This window comes from Thermostichus sp. OS-CIW-33 (assembly GCF_054059615.1).
Genome location: NZ_JBSSCH010000009.1, coordinates 61,498 through 78,952 on the forward strand (window position 1 = coordinate 61,498; position 17,455 = coordinate 78,952).

Below are 17,455 nucleotides of genomic sequence, written 5' to 3' on the forward strand. Positions count from 1 at the left end.
TCACTGTAAATGAGCCACGGTCACTCCAGTACCGCCGTCTTCGGGATCAGCGGCTGAAAAACGCTGAACGCGCGGGTGATTTTGGAGATAAGCCTGGACGCCGGCTTTCAGGCGCCCTGTGCCGTGGCCGTGGATGATCCAAACCGGGCCGGGAGGAGCTTGGGCAAAGTGCTGTTCCAGAATGGCCTCAGCATCAGCAACGGTTTTCCCCCTCAGATCGAGGGTGTTCTGGCTGGTGCGCAGGTTCAGGGGAGCGGTGGCTGCAGGGGAGGGAGGTGGGGCTTTGGGGCGTTGGCGTTGCTTAGCCTGGTGTTCATCAATGGGATCCAACTGCCCCCGTGGCACTGTGAATTTGAGGATGCCGCTGCGCACTACATATACATCTCCTTCGATGGCGATCACTTCCCCCGTCTGCCCCAAGCCTCTCAGCCGCACCCGATCTCCCACCTCTGGCACAAACTCCATATCCACAGGCGGCGGTGGGGGAGAGTAGCGCTGCTGGATTTGCGCCAGCTCGGCAGTAATGCGTTGGGGATCCTCTCCCTGCTGCAATTTGCGGATGGCGGCAGCCACTTCCTGACGGGCAGCAGCCAACAGGGCTTGGAGTTCTTGGTTTTGCTTCTGCTCCAGCCGGGCTTCTCGCTCGGCGATTTGGCGGCTGCGCTGCTGCATTTGTTGATGTAGGCTCTCCAGCTCTCGATGCAGGGATCCCACCTGGGCCGCCCGCTCTTCCAATTGAGCCCGCTGCGCTTCCAGGCCGGCAATGACCCTATCCACCTGGCTTTCCCCTTGCAGGTGCCGCTGGGCCCGCCGCAGAATCTCTGGATCCAACTGCAGCCGTTGGGCAATGGCCAAGGCGTTGGAGCGGCCTGGGATCCCCCACAAGAGGCGATAGGTGGGGGCCAGGGTGACCTCGTCGAACTCCACCGAGGCATTTTCAAAGCCGGGATGTTGGTATTTCAGGGCCTTTAGCTCGCCGTAGTGGGTGGTAGCCAGGGTGAGCAGTGCCCTTTCCGAGAGGTACTCCAATAGCCCAGCCGCCAGGGCAGCGCCTTCGGTGGGATCCGTGCCCGCCCCCACCTCATCCAACAGGACAAGGGCCGGCTCCGGAGCAGACTGCAGGGCCTGCACGATGCGGCTGATGCGGCGGATGTGCCCCGAAAAGGTGGAGAGATTTTGTTGCAGCGACTGCTCGTCCCCAATGTCGGCGTAAACCCCGTCGAACCAAGGCAGCTGGGGCGGATCCTGAGCCGGCAGGAAGATCCCCGCCTTGGCCATGAGCACCAGCAGGCCCAGGGTTTTCAGGGCAACGGTTTTGCCGCCGGTGTTGGGGCCGGTGATAACCACGACACGAATGGAGTCCGCGAGGGTGAAGTCGATGGGGACAACGGCAGAACCTTGACCCTCCGAAGGGGCGGCGGCGCGGGACTGCCAGAGCAGCAGAGGGTGCTTGGCCTGACGCAGGCGCAATCCTGCCGAGACAAACTGGGGACGATTGCCCTCCAGCCAGAGGCTGTAGCGACCCCGAGCCAGAGCCACATCCAACCCCACCATCACCCCCTGCAGATGCTCCAGATCGGTGGCGACGGAGGCCACCTGAGCCGAGAGCGCGGCCAAGATCCGCTCTTCCTCCGCCTGAATCTGAGCTTGGGTTTCTCGCCAGCGGTTGCCCAGTTCCACCACAGCGTAGGGCTCCACATAGAGGGTGGCTCCACTGGCAGAGCTGTCGTGCACAAGGCCGCGGATGAGATCCCGATGGGTGGCCTTCACCATCAGGACAAACCGCCCCTGCCGCTGGCCAATCAGGGTATCCTGCAGCGCCTGGGGATACTGGCTCATCAACTGTTGCAGGCGCTCCTGGATCTGGCTGCGCTGTTGCCGTTGCTGCTGGCGCAGATCCGCAAGGGTAGGGCTGGCGCTGTCCCGCACCTCGCCATGTTCCTCCAGGCAGCGGAAGATCTCCTGCTCCACCTCCGGGTAGGTGCGCAGGGTGCTCACCCAAGTTTGCAAGCGTGGCAGATGGTCGTGGTCGTCGATCAGACGGCGGATGCGGCGGGCTGCCCCCAGAGTTGTAGCGATCTGCACCAGCTCTTCCCCGCTCAGGATCCCCCCCCGTTCGGCCCGTTCCAAAGCCGGCAGCAGGTTGTGGATCCCTGCCATGGAAAGGCCCCCCGCCTGTGTGCGATCGAGGCGGATCGCCTCTTCCGTCTGCTCAAGGTAGGCTTCGCTGTCGGCGCGGCTCTGCCAGGGATCCAGCTCCAAGCAGGCGCGGCGGCCCAAGGGTGTGGCCGCAAAGGTGGCCAAGTGCTGACAAAGGCGGGGCCACTCCAGCAATTCCAAGGTTTCTTGCCGTTCGCCTTGGCAGGCCGTAGGCCTTGGGGAGGGATCGGGCTTGGAGAAGACTGGCAGCGGGTGCAAGGTGGGGACGGTGGGCATTAACCATTCAGCGATGCAAAGAACCCTGGAGACGCAGTTGCTTCATCTCCTGCAAAAACTGCCGTTGGTACTTGAGGAAGGCCGTGTGCCACTCGCGGAAGCGACGCTCGCCATCCCGCACCAGCATCTGGCGGTACTGCTCTGAGTTGAGACGGGGCTGAGCAAAAGATGAGTCCATAGGGATTGGGGATGCTCTCTATCTTATTGTGGCAGGCTCTGGGTCGGCTTCCACAGATGGCTTTTGGTGGGAGGGGCACGCTGATAATGGCGCCGTTGTCTCACGCGCTGCCTCTGGTGATCTTCCCAAGAAGCTGAGCTCACCGAAAAACTGGGTTCAAAGCCCCGCCCTACCGCTGTGGGGTTCGCCTTGGGTGTCCTGTGGAGGGTGGAAGTGAGCTGCATTCACGGCCAAACTGAACCTCACAAGCCTGCCATACTGAAGGAAGTTGCTGCACTCAAAACACTCAAGATCCGTGCGCAAACGAGTCACCCTCATTTTCCCCCGCCATTTGGTGAATGTGCCTCTCACCTATCGGTTGGCCAAAGACTTCGATGTGGCTGCCAATATCGTGCGCGCCAGGGTAGCCCCCAACGAAGTGGGTACTTTGGTGGTGGAGCTGTCGGGGGATATCGACCAGGTGGAAGCAGGCTTGGAGTGGGTGCAGTCTTTGGGCATTGAGGTGACAGAACGGGCCAAGGAAATTCAAATCGACCCAGACTTGTGCGTGGACTGTGGATTGTGTACGGGAGTTTGCCCAACCGAGGCCCTGAAGATTTCTGCTCCCAACTGGAAGCTGGAGTTCTCTCGCAACCGCTGTGTCATGTGCGAACAGTGTGTTGCCACCTGCCCCGTTGGGGCGATCAGCACCAGCTTGTAGTCAGTTTGTGGTCAGTTGGCTGAGTTACGAACTCCCCCAAGCTGACAAATCCCTTTACAATCCTGTTAGATTTGTTCGACATAGGTCTAGCTGCGGAGCGCACTCGACATGGCTTCTACTCCATCGTTGATTGGGTTAACTTATGCCGGTTTGGCTGTTCTCTATTTGCTGGTGCTGCCTCTGTTGTCTCTGCTGTATGTGGACAAACGCTGGACTTCAGGCAGTGCTTGGGAAAAGGTGTTGATGTTTTTCTTGGTCTTGTTTTTCTTTCCCGGCATGGTGCTCTTGGCTCCCTTCATGACGTTCCGGCCCAAGCCTCGGTCGCTGTAAGGTCAGCCGTTTGTCGGTTCACTGAGCCATGCGCAGATTGGACGTTCTTGGCATAGGCTTGGCCCTGCTGTTGGGGGTAGGGATCCTCTATGGCCTGCTGCTTTGGGCGGGCTTGGATACGGGGGCTGCGCAGCAGATATCGAGCGTGGTGCTCCTGCTGGCTTGCTTGGGTTGGACTTTTGGCTACCTGAGGCGGGTGCTGCGGGGGGAAATGACCCTGAAGGCTCAGTGGGCCAGCTTTGAGACCCAGCAACTTCAAGAGAAACTCCACTCGCTGTCTCCGGAAGAGTGGCAAGCCCTGCAAGCTGAATTGGAAAGCGAGAAAGAAGGGATCCCAGATTGAATTGAGCAAGACAAACGTTGAGGCCGTCGGACAGGCCGCACCCAGAAATGGGCTGTCGGCTGCTAGGGATCCAGGTTTAAGGGTATGAAGCGTCGGGCTTAAACCGCAATACTTGTATATCTGTATATCCGGTTACCATTTGCTTCCCCTAAGAATGCTACATTACGCCCCGCACAAGATTCTGGCGTACGACCGGATTATTAAGTGGTGCAAGCCTTTGCCTTTCCTTCTACTCGCATATCTCCATCTACGGTGAGCAAAACCATACTGCTAGCTCAGGGCCAGGCCTTGCAATCTCATCTCTGGAAGTTGGCGCTGGAGTCTCAGGGGCACTCTGTGGTGCTGGTTTCCCCGCGTGAAGATCTGCTGGAGGTGGCAGCAAGTCAGCCTCTGGATTTGGATCTGATGGTGGTGGACATGACGACGGGGCTGTTTAACCCCTATGCCTTTTGTCGAGAGTGCCAAAGTAAGCTGCCCAACATCCCTGTGATCCTGACTCATCACCCCCGTCGCCACATCGAGCCTGCAGAGCGGCGCTGGGCAATTTATCAGGGGGCAGCAGATGTGATCCCTGGCTTGGCGGAGGCCGGCGACCTTCTCCACTCCCTCGAACGGATTTACGAGGCTGCCAGGTGGTTTTTGCCTATTGACACGGAGGCGCTCCACAGGGCTCTGAAGCAAGCGGGCTTACGGCCGGCGGAGGTCAGCCGTACATCTTCTTCCACCCCTCCCCCGCAGCCGAGCGCCCACTCTCCCACCGCCCCTCCACAACCCATCACCGCAGAAGGGGATCCAGGGCAAAAAGACTTGACCCCGCAGGTGAAGTACCGACTGATGTACCGGGGTCGCCCTGTCGATTGAGGTACTCGTTCCAACCTGCCGTCACTCGTTTTTCCTCGTAGCTTCTTGCCCTGCCAGGGTTGAGCTGCCGATTGGCAACGAGCAGGATGCAATCGCTGCAGCCCCGGGCAGCAGCGTATGGCCTCGCCATGCAAGCTACCCGTCTTGTTCAGCGTCAATGTATCAGCGAAGTCTGCTGGCAGAAATTGTGGAATGGATCACCTGGCCAGCAGAGGGGCCTGCAGAACTGATAGAGTTTTGGCACCTCTGCCTTCCCATTGCCCATGACCAAGCCCAAAGCCGGGATCCTCTACAACGACGCCAAACCCGCCGCCAAACGCAGCAGCGAAACCCTAGCCCGCTGGTTTCAGGAGCAGGGCTGGGAAGTCTGTGTGGCCCCCAACTGGGGCGGTATCCTCGGTTATGCCAAGCCCGACAGCCCCATCTGCCTGACCAAAGTAGATAGCCTGGCCCCGGCTGGATTTGATCAAACCATGAAGTTTGCGGTGGTGTTGGGGGGAGATGGCACCGTCTTGGCAGCAGCACGGCAACTGGCCCCCAAAGGGATCCCCTTGTTGGCGGTGAATACGGGCCATCTGGGCTTTCTGACGGAGACCTACCTTCCTCACCTAGAAGAGGCAGCCAGTGCCGCCATTGCCGGGGAATACACCCTGGATCGCCGCAGCATGTTGCTGGTGCAAGCCTACCGAGGGCAAGAATTGCGCTGGGAGGTCTTGAGCTTAAACGAGATGGTGTTGCACCGCGAGCCTTTGACCAGCATGTGCCACTTCGAGATCACCATCGGGGATCACTCACCTCTGGATGTGGCTGCCGACGGAGTCATCTTGGCTACTCCCACCGGCTCGACGGCCTATGCCCTCTCGGCGGGTGGGCCGGTGATCACACCGGGGGTGCCGGTTTTGCAGCTGATTCCCATCTGCCCCCATTCCATGGCGTCGCGGGCCTTGGTCTTCCCCGATTCGGAGGAGGTATGGATTAGCCCCGTTACCCCTCAGCCACTGGTTTTGGTGGTAGATGGAAATGCCGGCTGCTACATCATGCCGGAAGACCAGATTCGGGTGGTACGTGCCCCCTATTGGACAGATTTGATGCGCCTGCGCCGACCGGAATTTTTCCGGGTTATGCGAGAGAAGTTGGGGTGGGGACTGCCCCACGCTTCCAAGCCCACGTCGGTGGAGTTGCCTTAACTTTGCCGAGGCAGGACAAGCCATAGCTGCAAAATGGCCAATGCCCTTAACAACTCCACCCCTCTGTCGCTATGATGGTTAGGCTCGGAAGCGGATGTGGCGGAATTGGTATACGCGCACGTTTGAGGGGCGTGTGGCTTTGCCTTGCGAGTTCGAGTCTCGCCATCCGCATTACGCAATTAGTACGCGTTATTCATTAGTCCCTCTCCCAGAGAGGGAGAGGGGAAGCTGGCTTCGGCCTTTGGCACTATTCCCGAACGGCACCCTGCAGGCGTGCGCCCCAGGTGCGAGCAAAGCGCAGGTCAGCCCCAACCAGGTTGGCGTCGCGTAGATCGGCCCCCCGCAAGTCGGCGCCGTACAGGGATGCAGAAGAGAGATCGGCCCCCCGCAGGTTGGCCCCCCGCAAATCCGCTCCCTCCAGGTAAGCGCCACTCAGGTTGGCTCCCCCCAATTGAGCCCGCCGCAAATTGGCCCCCACCAGGTAAGACTGGCTGAGATCGGCGCCCGTCAAGATGGTGCGCTCCAGATTGGCCTCGATGAGATCGGAACCGCTGAAATTGGCCTCCGCCAAATCCAGATTGCTCAGCTCAATGGATCCCAGGCGGCAGTTGGGACAGGTGCGGGAAGCCATGAGGTAGCGCATAAAACAAGAGTTGTAGGTTGTGGCTGCGGCAGAGGAAGCCAAGGCTGCCGTGGCCAGTATTGCCCAAATGGCGGGAACTTTGAGATTGAGGTTCATGGTTACCAAGCCTCACAATTTTGAAGGTTTACGTGAAGGGACACAGCAGAGGGGGATGGTTCTGCGCTGGTCACATGATAGTGGCATCTTCTGGCTTCGGCCACTCCGCAGGTCTGTCTGGCCCACCTGATAGCAGGCTCTCTCAGGGCGGGATGACGTTTGGAGTCCTATCGTCCCGAAGCTGCCGGGCCGTTGCCAACACTGGGAAGGGGTGGATCTTTGAGCAGCGGCTGCACCCAATGCCAAGACAGTTGCCCCAACCCCACCAAAACCCCGAGTATTGCCGAGGAAGTCAGGACGCGATCCCAGCGGATTTCCCGCCAGCCGGCAGGGCTGGTTGTTGGCCTTCTTGGGTTGAGTTTCTCGGCAACAGGAAGCGGGCGATGGCGCAAAAAGTGCCCACAGCGACGACAGCGATAATCGGAGTTGGAGTTGAGCCAGTAGCAAGCTGGGCAGCGAAGCATGGGAAGGCCAGGGATCCCCTAGTGAAATGATCCCATTTTGAGGGGGGCGAGCAGTTGCCGTGAGCTATATGAGAACCCCATTAAGGATCCCTCCAGTTGGCTTGAGAGGGATCCACTTTGCCTACACTCCCCTGGATTGTGGGCGGGGTTTGGGGCATCTTTGAGGAAGTAGCCTGTGCGCTGCGGCAGCCGGGATCCCTGTCGGTTGGAGAGAATCAGCCCTACAGAATCAGTAAGCATTGATCAGCAGCCCTGTGCCGGCCCTATGCAGATCTACTTAGAAAACATCTGTAAGCGCTATGGCCGCCGTGAGGTGGTGAGCGACGTTAGCCTGAACATTCAGCAGGGGGAAATCGTGGGGCTCCTGGGCCCCAATGGGGCGGGGAAAACCACCACGTTCTACATCATGACTGGCCTGATCCAGCCCAACCGCGGCCATGTCTGGTTGGATGACCAAGACATCACCCACCTGCCCATGCATCGCCGGGCCCAATTGGGGATCGGCTACCTGGCCCAGGAGCCGAGTATTTTTCGTCGCCTCAGCATCCAAGACAACCTGCTGCTGATCATGGAGCAAACGGGGGTGCCTCGCCGCCTCTGGCAGCAGCGGCTCAACCAACTGCTGGAGGAGTTTCGCATCGCCCACGTGGCCCACAGCCTGGGCCTGCAGGTATCGGGGGGGGAGCGTCGCCGAGCGGAGATCGCCCGTGCCTTGGCCGCTGGGATCCACGGGCCGAAATTTCTGCTGCTGGATGAGCCCTTTGCGGGGGTGGATCCCATCGCGGTGGCGGATATTCAGGAGGTGGTGGCCAAGCTCAAGCAACGGGGCATCGGTGTTTTGATTACTGACCACAACGTGCGGGAGACGCTGGAGATCACCGATCGCGCCTATATCCTCAACGACGGGGCAATCCTGGCCAAAGGCACTTCTGCTGAGTTGGCAGCGGATCCCTTGGTGCGCAAGTATTACCTGGGGGAGAAGTTCCGTCTCTAGGGCAGCTCCAGGTCACCTCCAGGAGTACAGAGCTCGCAGGCGTTGGCTTTTCTTGTGTTGGTGGGTCTGCATACGGGCCAGCAGCTCATCGAGGAGGGCGACCGCCTCCAGCAAATACTGGCCCTTGTTGAGCATCACGCATTCGGCGCGGGCAGACATCACCGCATCGGAAAGCTCAGGCCGCGAGGGCAAGCCCTCCTTGGTGAGCTGATCCAGCACCTGGGTAGCCCAGACCACCGGCACCTGGGCTGCCTCGCAGATCCACAGCAGTTCCTCCTGGATCTCGCCCAAGCGCAGCCAACCGATCTCCACGGCCAGATCGCCGCGGGCAATCATCACCCCCAGGGGCCGGCAGCCGGCAACGGTCGCGATCAAGGCCGGCAGGTTTTTCACCGCCCGCTGCGTTTCCATCTTGAGGATCAAGCCCAGATCGGGGCGAGCCTGCCGCCGCTCCAGCTCAGAAACCAGCAACTGCAAGTCCGCGGGCTGCTGGACGAAGGAATAGCCCACCAAGTCGGCATGCCGCACCACAAAGTCCAGGTCTTGGCAGTCTTTGTCGGTAAGGGAACGGATCTGGAGCTGACTGTCAGGAAAATTGAGGCCTTTTTCTGCTCGCAACTTCTTGCCCTGAGGGGCAACTTTGTCCACCTCCAGCACCACGCCTGCCGGCTCGATCCTTACCACGCGGGCGCCGATTTTGCCGTCGTCGATCCAAACGGTTGCCCCCACTTGCAGGTGCGCCAAAACCTCCGGCAGGCTGCAGGTCACCTGGCAGGAGATATCGGCGCTGGCCTCAGGAACCTTCGCGGTGAGCAGGATGCGATCCCCGCGGTACACCTTGGTTTTGCCGGGGGGCATGGCCACTGGGCCGGTGCGGATCTTGGGGCCAGCCAGGTCCAGCAAAATCTTGCAACGCCGTTGGGTCTGGGCTTCGGCCTGGCGCAAGTGGGCCACCATTTTCTCCCACACCGAGGGCTCGTCGTGGGCGCAGTTGATGCGGGCCACGTTCATGCCCCGCTCCAACAACTGCAGCAACAGCTCCGGCTGCTCGGCGGCTTCGCTGGGCAGGGTCACCATGATGCGCGCGCGGCGATGGGGAGAAGGAGGGCCAAACAGCGCCTCGGCGTGCTGCTCTAGTGCCGTATCCCCGGCGTAAAACTCTTCATAGCTGGGTGCCGTATGGGTCAAACCCTGGGTGGCTGCCAAAATAGCAATCACCGCATCCAGGCTCTCCAGAACCCGCGACTCACAGCGCCCCAGCGAGGACAGCCCCGCAGCCGCCAGCTCCAGTTGCAAGCTGCGCAGATCCTGTTGGCGCAGCGCCAGGTAGCGCGCCAGGTTGTGGATGGCCGCAGGAGGGCTCGTAAGGCAGCCCCAAGCGGCCAAGTATTTCTGGGATCCCTCTACAACCTGCTGCCGCAGCTCCAGGAGCCGCTCCAGCAAACTCCTAAGATTGCAGGAGGGGGAAGAGGAGGAAACCATGTCGAAAGTCTTCCCAAGACAAACCGGGCCCAATTCTATGCCTGAGCTTACTTGGGGTCGATCATAGGCGGGTTAGGTTGAGAAAGGAAGGCGATAGCCTTTCATTGCCCAGTGTTCCGGTCTAGAGTCGTTAACAGCCTTCGGCTGTCCTGCCTACTACTTCCTTGGGTTGCGTGAAACTTCATTCTCTCCCTCCTGCCCGTTCCCGCGAGCGGCCTGACCACAGGCTCTCCCTCGTTTGCGCGGTGGGCCTGATGGATCGCTATGTCCTCTCGGAGATGCTGCTGCCGTTTCTCTTTGGGGTGGGAGCTTTCACAACCTTGGTGATGGCGGTGGGATCCCTGTTTGAGCTGGTGCGCCTGGTGGTGGAAGCGGGTCTGTCGCTTTCGGCGGCGTTACAGGTGTTTGTGTTGCGGGCGCCGGGGATCATCGTCCTGACGTTCCCGATGTCCATGTTGCTGGCGACGTTGCTGGCCTATGGGCGCTTGTCTGCCGACAACGAGATCACGGCCTTGCGCGGATGCGGGGTGAGCCTTTACCGCCTCATGGTGCCTGCCCTCGTCCTCAGCTTGCTGGTGACGACGTTAACGTTTCTGTTCAATGAGCTGGTGGTGCCGGTGAGCAATCGCCAAGCGGCCACGACTTTGAACCGAGCTTTAAATCGGGATCCCGACTTCCGGCGGGAGAATATCCTCTACCAAGAATTTGGCGAGATCCTCATGCCTGAGCCAGACGGCACCTTTTCCCGGCGACAAGGGCTAACCCGTCAGTTCTACGCCCGCAGCTTCGATGGGAAGCAAATGCGCGGCATTATCGTCCTGGATTTTTCCAACGAGGCGCTCAACCAAATTCTGCTGGCCCAGCGGGGGCGCTGGGATCCCCAAGAGAATCTTTGGGTGTTTGAGGATGGCACCAACTACATCGTTTCTCCGGATGGCACCTACAGCAACATTGCCACCTTCAGCCGGCAGGAGTTGCGTCTGCCTCGCGCGCCGCTGGAGCTGGCTCAGGAGATTCGCAGCCCTGAGGAAATGAACATTCGGGAGCTGAAGCATTACATCGAGGTGATCGCCAGTTCTGGAGATCTGCAACGGGTGCGCCGTCTGCAGGTCAGCCTCAACCAAAAGTATGCCATTCCTTTCGCGTGTCTGGCGTTTACCCTGATTGGGGTGCCTTTGGGGCTGCGCCCGCAGCGCACCGGTTCCTCTTTGGGGTTGGGCATCAGTGTGCTGATTATCTTTGCCTTCTATGTGCTGCTGTTCATCACCCAGGCGCTGGGACAAATTGGGACGCTGGGGCCAGCAATGGCGGCTTGGTTGCCCAACTTGATCTGTGCCGCCGTAGGGCTGGGGTTGCTTTACCGAGCCAATCAGTAGCTGCTGGGCACCGTTTCTCCAGATGTAGGATAAAACTGCCCAATGGATTCTCGTATTCTGGAGAGCTCCCCCATGGAAGTTCAAGCTTGGATGAATTGGATGTTTGGCGGATTAGCCCTGCTGATCTTGGGGGGAGGCATGCTGATGATGTTCACCACGGTGTTCACCACCAAAGGGCCCCAGCCCGAGGATTCTCAGTCGGATCCCCAAAAGGGGCGAGCCTAGCCCAAGGCCCGGTGACGGGATCCCTGGCATCCAGCTACATGCCTTCATGGGTTGTCAGTCTGGGCCGAGAGAGAACTAGTCCCGCTCCTGTTGGCGGAGCCGCTGCAGAAGCGAGAGGGGTTTCTCTTCCTCTGGCCCTTTCTTTTCAGTCGCAGTTGGCAGGGCGGCTGTTTCTGTTTTCTGAGGTTCGAGCAAAAGCTTGGCGGCTTCTGACTCAACGGCTGGAGGGCGAGCCGGGTTCTCCCCTTGTTGGCCGGGCAAGGGAACAGACTCCAGAGTGGCCAGCAGAGCTTGAATATGGCTGTGGGTTTCGGGATGGTTGCTGGCGGCATGGGCCAAGAGGGTGAGCTGCTCTTTGGCAGCGACCAGGTTCCCCAGCTTGAGATCCACCAAGGCCAGTTGATAGCGAGCCTTAAAGCCACTGGGATCCACCTCCACCGAGCGCTGAAAGGCGGCGCGGGCCTCCGCCAGCTTGCCTTGACGGGCATAGATCAAGCCGAGGTTGAAAGGCACGTCGGGATCCCGTTCGCTGGGCAGCACCAAGGTTTTTTCTTCCAGTTCAATTGCGCTCCGGTAGGCGTTGATGGCCAAGGTATGGAAGCCCATCTGCAGATAGCGAGCTCCGTCTTCCTTCAGTTGGGCGACCGTCGGCTCCCCTGTCAGTAGGGTCATGGGCGGTTGCGCGTGGGCAGGCATGGCCACCGCCAAGCTCAGCAGGCACCCCACCGTTTTCAGGCCTAAGGGTACAGCCTGACGACCAATCTGCTGCCTATTCATCACCATGATCTGTTTCCTCCAACCACATCAACACCACTTCATTCCACCCCTCTGGGCCGGGGAGCTGAGCCAATTGCCATTGGGGCAGGGCCTCACTCCAGAGGCTATCCGCAATTGGGCTGGGAAGCACCACTTTTTGCTCCGTCCACCGCAAAAAGGCCACATCGGGCGGGGAACAACCAATGCCCAAAGCCTTGATAGGGCCCAAATGCCGTTGATAGCAATCCAGCAGCCGCCGCACCGCCTGCTCCCCCGGCGAGAAATTGGGTTCTGCGGCCATCGTTGGCTGCATCCATCCGGTCAGATACCATTGCGGCAGGCTGGAGAAGTGAAGCTGACGCACCCGCAGCAGATGTTGGGTGAGGTTGGCCTCTTGTTGGGCAAAAGCTTCCCGTAGGGTTTCGGGATCCCCGGAATAGCTGAAAATCTCACTGTACTCTCGCTGCTGCGCCCGCTCTGCCTCTTCCAAAGGGATCCCAGTGGCAGCGGCCAGCTCAGAGGCAGTCCAATCCCCAAACCCGATCAAATCCAAGTGGGACTCTTGACGCACCTGTTGCAGGATGCTGCGCAGGCGAGAATAGGGCAGACCCAAAGCATACACGTAGTAGGGCGGTCGGTGTTGCCACTGCTCGTCTAGGATGCCCGCCGGGAAGTAATGCTCGGGAACGTAAACGGCAGAGCCATCCTCACAGATGAACGGATGCTCCAGGCGTAACTGCCGCCGCACATGTTCCAGTTGAGCGCGGGTGCGCAGGCTGTAGAGCACCAAGGGAATGGAGCGGCGCTCTAGGGCAGCCAAGGCTTGTCGGGCAGCACCATAGCTGTTGAACTCTAGATCCAGCAAGCTGCCATCTAAACTGGTAAGGACAAGTCGCATAGGTGCAGGAAAGGGAAAGGCGCTGGCCCCGTCAAAATTTCAAGCAGCACGACCGGCTGAAGCGTCCTACAGTACCTATGATCCAATAGCTTGACCAACCTGAGGGGGATTAGCCTCAAATGCTCTCCCTCAAAGCATCTGGGTGAATGGGCAATCCGTGCGCCAGAAGTGGTAAAAGCTCGATTGAGCACTACAGAATGCGTGTGTCGCCGAAGATCTTGGCTCAAAAACCAGCAGCAGAGAAGACAGACAGATTGAGTGGGTCAGTGGCTAGTTCTCTGTGCCGAAGGCGCGATCCCCTGCATCCCCCAGCCCGGGCAAAATGAACCCTCGATCGTTCAGCCGCTCGTCAATCATGGCGCAGAAGATTTGCACCATCGGGTAGTGGGATCCCAACCGCTGTAACCCTGGGGGCGCTGCCAATGCGCTGACAATTCTAACCAAGCTGGGATCCGCCCCCCGTTTTTTTAGCTCATCCAAAACCCAGAGCAGCGTGCCCCCGGTGGCCAACATCGGCTCGGGAATGAGAATGCGCATCTGTTCAGGGATCCGCTCTGGAAGGCGATTGAGGTAGCAACTGGCCTGCAGCGTTTCCTCATCCCGCACCATGCCAATGTGAAAGATCCGCGCCTGGGGCAAAAGGGCCTGACAGCCTTCCAGCATCGCCAAGCCAGCCCGCAATACAGGCACAATGCCCAGCAGGGTATCCGGCGCGATGACCTCTGCGGCAACGGGTTCCAAAGGGGTTTGCACCTGAACGGTTTGGGTGGGGATCCACTCCCGCATCGCCTCATAGGTTAGCCAGCGGCCCAGCTCCGACATGGCCGTGCGAAACAGGGGCATGGGCGTCTCCGCATCCCGAGCCACGGTTAGCCAGTGCTTAATGAGCGGGTGAGGGGGGACATAGACACGAAGCTGCTGACTTGCCACGGGAGAATGCCTCAATCTGGGCGGTAGCATAGCGGGTTGCCTTAGCAGAAAGCAAGCTCTAGAAAGCAAGCTCTCCAATTGGCCGCAACTCCATCCCGACCGGGGATAAATTGCCAACAGCTCCGGCAAATGCTCAAGGGGTGGGGCTCTTTGACCCAGCAAGATTGCGGCAGAATGAGATCTGCAGGTTACTTCGAGCGCCGGTCATGTTCGGTGGCTACAGGTTTGGGATAGACCAGGGCAAGGCTGGTTTCGGGTTTTGTTCCTCTTGCCATTTGCGAACTGAGGTGCTGGCCCCAGGGCAGCTTGGCCTCCCGCCGATGGAACCGAACGCCAACGGCTCTCGTCTGCAAGTGCCGGTAGCCGGAGATACCGCTCTGCCCAAGGGTTTCTGGCTTAATGGGGTGTCGCAAGTTACAGCCTGTTCACAAATTAAGGGATACAAAACTTAAGGGATACAAAACATCGTGTTTCTGAGGCTTGACTCCGATGAGGTTTAGAACAAGTAGGTTTACAACCGTATCCGTAGCCCCTCAATAGGCTGTACCTGCATCTTTGGCCCCCTCACACCCTGCAAGGATTAGGTTAGGAAGAATGGATATGGCTTCGCCTCAACCCTCTGACTCGAACACCAACGCTCTGAGCCGCCGTCAACTTCTCAAGGTGGGGGCCGCAGCCCTTGGGGGCGGTCTGCTGGCGGCAGGGGGCGGCCAAGCTCAGCGCAAACCCTCTCCCACCCTGATCGTGGCTCAGGGATCCGGCCTGGATCGCGTTTCCTATGCTACCAACTGGTATGCTCAGGCGGAACATGGCGGCTTCTATCAGGCGGTGGCGACCGGCATCTACCGCGAGCATGGCCTGGATGTAACCATCAAGATGGGTGGCCCCGGCATCAACATCACCCAAGTTTTGGCCGGTGGAGCTGCCGAGTTTGCCATGGGGGGAAGCACAGGGGTGATCAATGCTGTGCGAGAAGGGATCCCTTTGGTGTGTGTGGCAGCCATTTTCCAGAAAGACCCGCAGATCATCATGACCCACCCCGGCACCCAGCGCTTTGAAGAGCTCAAGGGCCGGCCCATTTTCGTCTCGAAAGGGGGGCTTGCCACCTACTGGCCCTACCTAAAGGCCCGCTTTGGCTTCACCGACGATCAGGTTCGTCCCTACAACTTCAACCCCGGCCCCTTTTTGGCGGATCCCAGCTCAGCTCAGCAAGGCTATCTGACATCCGAGCCTTTTGCCATCCAACGGGAAGGGGGATTTGAGCCGGTGGTCTTCCTCCTGGCGGATTTGGGCTACAAACCCTATGCCACCACCATCGAAACCCGTCGCCAACTGGTGGAAACCAAGCCCGACTTGGTGGAGCGATTCGTGGATGCCTCTATCAAAGGCTGGTACAGCTTCTTGGAGGATCCCCGTCCGGCCTATCGCTTGATCAAGCAGGACAACCCGGAGATGACCGATGCCCAGTTGGCCTACAGCTTCGAGAAATTGCAGGAGTACGGCATCATCTTGTCCGGCGATGCGTTGGAAAAAGGCATTGGCGCCATGACCGACAAACGCTGGCAAGACTTCTTCGACAGCATGACGGTGGCCGGCGTATTTGAGCCAACCATCAACTACCGGGCTGCCTACACACTGGGCTTCGTCAATAAAGGCACTGCCTACTACACTGCCTGACGGACTTCCACCCTTGGCGCTTCTCAGCCCAAGGGATCCCCCCTCGCCCCCAGCCCCTCTTCCACCAAGGGAGAGGGGAACTATAGTCATTTCAAACTAGATTGAGACACCCCCTAAACGCTCCGCGCCACTGCCCTCACCCCCATTCCTTACTCTCAGAGGGAGAAGGGGGCTAGAGGGAAATGTTTCATTCCGGTTTAATTGAGAATGCCAGAACACTGCGTGATCACCTCCCCCAACACCGCCAGCAACACCGGCACCCCCAGACGGATCCCGGAGACCAACAGCGAGATCAAACAAAAAGCTCCAAGTGAAAAGGCGTTCCAGCGAAGCTTGGCCCAGCACTCCATCAACAAATGCAGGCACAGGTGGGAGCAGATTCATCGCCGAGCTGGAAAGCCTATCATGGGATCCAGTATGGAATCCATTGTGTCAGCAGCGCAGGGCACTTTGACCCTTTCACCCTCCTCTTCTCCGCCAGACCCGCCAGCCAGTCTGACGGGCTCATTCCCCGCCGCTGACGCAGCAGGGATCACTTTGCCTTGGGCAGCGCAGCGGGATCCCATCCTTGTCCTCGGGGCTGGGCTGATGGGGCGTCTGTTGGCCGCCAGCCTTGTCGAGGTTGGGCATCCTGTCCGCATTGTGGAGGCGGCTCCTGCTGCTGCTGTTGAGAGCAGTGCTGCCCATTTTGCCGCTGCTATGCTGGCTCCCCTAGCCGAGTCTGCCATCGCCGAAGCCAGTGTGGTGGCCCAGGGGTACTATGCCCTCTCCCGCTGGCCCGCCCTTCTGGCCAGCCTGCCAGAGCCGGTTTTCTTTCAGCAGGAGGGCACTTTGATCCTCTGGCACCGCCAAGATGCCGGGGAAGCCAAGCGCTTCTCGGCGCTACTGGCCGCTGTGGGGGAACACCTCCCGCATCTCCCCCGCCCTCAGCCGCTGGATGCCCAGGCTATTGCCGAGCTGGAGCCATCGGTAGCCGGGCGATTTGCGCAGGGTCTGTATCTTCCCCAAGAGGGCCAACTGGACAACCGCCAACTGTTGTCGGCTCTGCTGGCCAAGCTGCGGCAGCACGAGGTGGAGGTGGAGTGGGGTTGCCCCTGGGATCTGAAGCAGGCCCAAGCCTGGCAGCAACAAACCGGAGGCTGGGTTTTGGATTGCCGCGGCCTGGGGGCCCAAAAAGAATGGGGCGGGCAAAAACTGCTGCGCGGAGTTCGGGGTGAGGTGGTGCGCCTGTATGCCCCGGAAGTCTCTTTGCGGCGCCCAACCCGGCTGTTGCACCCTCGCTATCCGATCTACATCGCTCCCAAGCCGGGACACCTGTTCGTAGTGGGGGCCACCGAAATCGAATCTGAGGATCGCTCGCCGGTGAGCGTTCGCTCGGCTTTGGAGTTGCTCAGCGCCGCCTACGCCGTACATCCTGCCTTTGCAGAAGCGCGTATCCTGGAATTGGGCAGCCAATGTCGTCCCACCTTGGCAGACCATTTGCCAGCCGTGGTGGAGCGCTCACCTCGCCTGTTGCAGATCAACGGCCTCTATCGCCATGGCTTTCTGATCTCCCCGGCCATCCACGATGCTGTCTTGGAGTATCTTCACCAGGGCAGTTGTCGCTTGGCTCAGCAGCTTGGGATCCCCTTTCAGGTGCAGGCTGCCCCTTTTTCCGGTGAGTCCCTGTCGCCATGCGTGTCTTGATCAACCAGAAGCCTTACGATTTGCCGGAAGGCACCACTTTGGCCGAGGCAGTGGCTCAGGTGGGGGCCAGCGGCCCTTTTGCGGTAGCGGTTAATCTGAAGTTTGTGCCGCGTGCCCAATACGAGCAAACTCGTCTGCAAGAAGGCGACCAGGTGGAGATCGTCGCTCCGGTTGCCGGCGGCTAGCGCTCAAG

Annotated in this window: 20 protein-coding genes and 1 tRNA gene; 12 read left to right on the forward strand and 9 right to left on the reverse strand. The window is 59.7% G+C overall.

Features of this window, described 5'->3' with window-relative positions:
- Both ACVWZG_RS08510 and ACVWZG_RS08515 read right to left on the reverse strand, forming a co-directional pair.
- A complete protein-coding gene (locus tag ACVWZG_RS08510; RefSeq protein ID WP_457406002.1) occupies window positions 1–2,436 on the reverse strand; it encodes an endonuclease MutS2 in 2,436 nt (811 codons plus the stop codon).
- A 7-nt stretch (window positions 2,437–2,443) separates the two neighbouring features.
- The gene (locus tag ACVWZG_RS08515; RefSeq protein ID WP_457405999.1) at window positions 2,444–2,614 is read right to left on the reverse strand and encodes a hypothetical protein; all 171 of its coding nucleotides are present in this window, start codon (window positions 2,612–2,614) and stop codon (window positions 2,444–2,446) included.
- Window positions 2,615–2,909: 295 nt separating this feature from the next.
- Here ACVWZG_RS08515 and ACVWZG_RS08520 point away from each other — a divergent pair, with 295 nt between their 5' ends.
- From ACVWZG_RS08520 to ACVWZG_RS08545, 6 genes are all read left to right on the forward strand, one after another.
- Complete coding sequence (locus ACVWZG_RS08520) at window positions 2,910–3,314, forward strand: NIL domain-containing protein (protein WP_011433941.1); 405 nt, start codon at window positions 2,910–2,912, stop codon at window positions 3,312–3,314.
- Window positions 3,315–3,422: 108 nt separating this feature from the next.
- The gene (gene ndhL, locus ACVWZG_RS08525) at window positions 3,423–3,644 is read left to right on the forward strand and encodes an NAD(P)H-quinone oxidoreductase subunit L (RefSeq protein ID WP_011433942.1); all 222 of its coding nucleotides are present in this window, start codon (window positions 3,423–3,425) and stop codon (window positions 3,642–3,644) included.
- Window positions 3,645–3,672: 28 nt separating this feature from the next.
- The gene (locus ACVWZG_RS08530) at window positions 3,673–3,987 is read left to right on the forward strand and encodes a DUF3007 family protein (RefSeq protein ID WP_457405998.1); all 315 of its coding nucleotides are present in this window, start codon (window positions 3,673–3,675) and stop codon (window positions 3,985–3,987) included.
- 288 nt (window positions 3,988–4,275) lie between these two features.
- The gene (locus ACVWZG_RS08535) at window positions 4,276–4,848 is read left to right on the forward strand and encodes a response regulator (protein ID WP_457415331.1); all 573 of its coding nucleotides are present in this window, start codon (window positions 4,276–4,278) and stop codon (window positions 4,846–4,848) included.
- A 263-nt stretch (window positions 4,849–5,111) separates the two neighbouring features.
- The gene (locus tag ACVWZG_RS08540; RefSeq protein ID WP_011433945.1) at window positions 5,112–6,035 is read left to right on the forward strand and encodes an NAD(+) kinase; all 924 of its coding nucleotides are present in this window, start codon (window positions 5,112–5,114) and stop codon (window positions 6,033–6,035) included.
- A gap of 90 nt (window positions 6,036–6,125) precedes the next feature.
- Window positions 6,126–6,206 (forward strand) — tRNA-Leu (locus tag ACVWZG_RS08545).
- A gap of 76 nt (window positions 6,207–6,282) precedes the next feature.
- Here ACVWZG_RS08545 and ACVWZG_RS08550 read toward each other — a convergent pair.
- The 3 genes from ACVWZG_RS08550 to ACVWZG_RS08560 form a co-directional block, all read right to left on the reverse strand.
- The gene (locus ACVWZG_RS08550; RefSeq protein WP_457405992.1) at window positions 6,283–6,774 is read right to left on the reverse strand and encodes a pentapeptide repeat-containing protein; all 492 of its coding nucleotides are present in this window, start codon (window positions 6,772–6,774) and stop codon (window positions 6,283–6,285) included.
- Window positions 6,775–6,941: 167 nt separating this feature from the next.
- Window positions 6,942–7,238: a hypothetical protein gene (locus ACVWZG_RS08555; protein ID WP_011433947.1), complete on the reverse strand. Its 297-nt coding sequence runs from the start codon at window positions 7,236–7,238 to the stop codon at window positions 6,942–6,944.
- Window positions 7,239–7,256: 18 nt separating this feature from the next.
- Window positions 7,257–7,478 (reverse strand): hypothetical protein, encoded by a 222-nt coding sequence (locus ACVWZG_RS08560; protein ID WP_457405990.1) that lies wholly within the window; start codon window positions 7,476–7,478, stop codon window positions 7,257–7,259.
- Window positions 7,479–7,503: 25 nt separating this feature from the next.
- Between ACVWZG_RS08560 and lptB the strand changes: the two genes are divergently transcribed.
- Window positions 7,504–8,232: an LPS export ABC transporter ATP-binding protein gene (lptB, locus tag ACVWZG_RS08565; protein ID WP_414344406.1), complete on the forward strand. Its 729-nt coding sequence runs from the start codon at window positions 7,504–7,506 to the stop codon at window positions 8,230–8,232.
- Window positions 8,233–8,244: 12 nt separating this feature from the next.
- On the opposite strand, the gene ACVWZG_RS08570 is transcribed toward lptB, so the two are convergent.
- Window positions 8,245–9,714, reverse strand: a complete 1,470-nt coding sequence (locus ACVWZG_RS08570; protein ID WP_457405988.1) for a pyruvate kinase — start codon at window positions 9,712–9,714, stop codon at window positions 8,245–8,247.
- Window positions 9,715–9,887: 173 nt separating this feature from the next.
- On the opposite strand from ACVWZG_RS08570, the gene ACVWZG_RS08575 reads away from it, so the two are divergent.
- Entirely contained in the window at window positions 9,888–11,090 is a 1,203-nt protein-coding gene (locus ACVWZG_RS08575; RefSeq protein WP_457387926.1) for an LptF/LptG family permease, read from the forward strand.
- A gap of 72 nt (window positions 11,091–11,162) precedes the next feature.
- A complete protein-coding gene (locus ACVWZG_RS08580) occupies window positions 11,163–11,315 on the forward strand; it encodes a hypothetical protein (protein WP_414328994.1) in 153 nt (50 codons plus the stop codon).
- Between the two features lie 75 nt (window positions 11,316–11,390).
- Here ACVWZG_RS08580 and ACVWZG_RS08585 read toward each other — a convergent pair whose 3' ends face one another.
- The 3 genes from ACVWZG_RS08585 to upp all read right to left on the reverse strand — a co-directional run bounded on the left by ACVWZG_RS08585 (window position 11,391) and on the right by upp (window position 13,929).
- Window positions 11,391–12,098 carry a tetratricopeptide repeat protein gene (locus ACVWZG_RS08585; RefSeq protein WP_414383967.1) on the reverse strand — a complete coding sequence of 236 codons (708 nt, stop codon included), beginning with the start codon at window positions 12,096–12,098 and terminating at the stop codon, window positions 11,391–11,393.
- The gene (locus tag ACVWZG_RS08590) at window positions 12,085–12,969 is read right to left on the reverse strand and encodes a hypothetical protein (RefSeq protein WP_457405986.1); all 885 of its coding nucleotides are present in this window, start codon (window positions 12,967–12,969) and stop codon (window positions 12,085–12,087) included. The genes ACVWZG_RS08585 and ACVWZG_RS08590 overlap by 14 nt, the downstream gene beginning before the upstream one ends.
- A 270-nt stretch (window positions 12,970–13,239) precedes the next feature.
- Window positions 13,240–13,929, reverse strand: a complete 690-nt coding sequence (upp, locus tag ACVWZG_RS08595; protein WP_011433955.1) for a uracil phosphoribosyltransferase — start codon at window positions 13,927–13,929, stop codon at window positions 13,240–13,242.
- A gap of 570 nt (window positions 13,930–14,499) precedes the next feature.
- Between upp and ACVWZG_RS08600 the strand changes: the two genes are divergently transcribed.
- The 3 genes from ACVWZG_RS08600 to thiS all read left to right on the forward strand — a co-directional run bounded on the left by ACVWZG_RS08600 (window position 14,500) and on the right by thiS (window position 17,447).
- The gene (locus tag ACVWZG_RS08600; protein ID WP_457405985.1) at window positions 14,500–15,576 is read left to right on the forward strand and encodes an ABC transporter substrate-binding protein; all 1,077 of its coding nucleotides are present in this window, start codon (window positions 14,500–14,502) and stop codon (window positions 15,574–15,576) included.
- 537 nt (window positions 15,577–16,113) lie between these two features.
- Complete coding sequence (locus ACVWZG_RS08605) at window positions 16,114–17,262, forward strand: FAD-dependent oxidoreductase (protein WP_457406061.1); 1,149 nt, start codon at window positions 16,114–16,116, stop codon at window positions 17,260–17,262.
- Window positions 17,250–17,447, forward strand: coding sequence for a sulfur carrier protein ThiS (gene thiS / locus ACVWZG_RS08610; RefSeq protein ID WP_457387925.1), 198 nt, complete (start codon window positions 17,250–17,252; stop codon window positions 17,445–17,447). Before ACVWZG_RS08605 ends, thiS begins: the two co-directional genes overlap by 13 nt.
- Window positions 17,448–17,455: the final 8 nt, after the last annotated feature.

Excerpts from the sequence above, each read along its gene's own strand:
- ACVWZG_RS08540 (WP_011433945.1), top strand. The coding sequence starts at position 5,112 with ATGACCAAGCCCAAAGCCGGGATCCTCTACAACGACGCCAAACCCGCC.
- ACVWZG_RS08555 (WP_011433947.1), bottom strand. The coding sequence starts at position 7,238 with ATGCTTCGCTGCCCAGCTTGCTACTGGCTCAACTCCAACTCCGATTAT.
- ACVWZG_RS08600 (WP_457405985.1), top strand. The coding sequence starts at position 14,500 with ATGGCTTCGCCTCAACCCTCTGACTCGAACACCAACGCTCTGAGCCGC.
- lptB (WP_414344406.1), top strand. The coding sequence starts at position 7,504 with ATGCAGATCTACTTAGAAAACATCTGTAAGCGCTATGGCCGCCGTGAG.
- ndhL (WP_011433942.1), top strand. The coding sequence starts at position 3,423 with ATGGCTTCTACTCCATCGTTGATTGGGTTAACTTATGCCGGTTTGGCT.
- ACVWZG_RS08580 (WP_414328994.1), top strand. The coding sequence starts at position 11,163 with ATGGAAGTTCAAGCTTGGATGAATTGGATGTTTGGCGGATTAGCCCTG.
- upp (WP_011433955.1), bottom strand. The coding sequence starts at position 13,929 with ATGCTACCGCCCAGATTGAGGCATTCTCCCGTGGCAAGTCAGCAGCTT.
- ACVWZG_RS08560 (WP_457405990.1), bottom strand. The coding sequence starts at position 7,478 with ATGCTTACTGATTCTGTAGGGCTGATTCTCTCCAACCGACAGGGATCC.
- thiS (WP_457387925.1), top strand. The coding sequence starts at position 17,250 with ATGCGTGTCTTGATCAACCAGAAGCCTTACGATTTGCCGGAAGGCACC.
- ACVWZG_RS08515 (WP_457405999.1), bottom strand. The coding sequence starts at position 2,614 with ATGGACTCATCTTTTGCTCAGCCCCGTCTCAACTCAGAGCAGTACCGC.
- ACVWZG_RS08550 (WP_457405992.1), bottom strand. The coding sequence starts at position 6,774 with ATGAACCTCAATCTCAAAGTTCCCGCCATTTGGGCAATACTGGCCACG.
- ACVWZG_RS08590 (WP_457405986.1), bottom strand. The coding sequence starts at position 12,969 with ATGCGACTTGTCCTTACCAGTTTAGATGGCAGCTTGCTGGATCTAGAG.
- ACVWZG_RS08585 (WP_414383967.1), bottom strand. The coding sequence starts at position 12,098 with ATGGTGATGAATAGGCAGCAGATTGGTCGTCAGGCTGTACCCTTAGGC.
- ACVWZG_RS08530 (WP_457405998.1), top strand. The coding sequence starts at position 3,673 with ATGCGCAGATTGGACGTTCTTGGCATAGGCTTGGCCCTGCTGTTGGGG.
- ACVWZG_RS08510 (WP_457406002.1), bottom strand. The coding sequence starts at position 2,436 with ATGCCCACCGTCCCCACCTTGCACCCGCTGCCAGTCTTCTCCAAGCCC.
- ACVWZG_RS08570 (WP_457405988.1), bottom strand. The coding sequence starts at position 9,714 with ATGGTTTCCTCCTCTTCCCCCTCCTGCAATCTTAGGAGTTTGCTGGAG.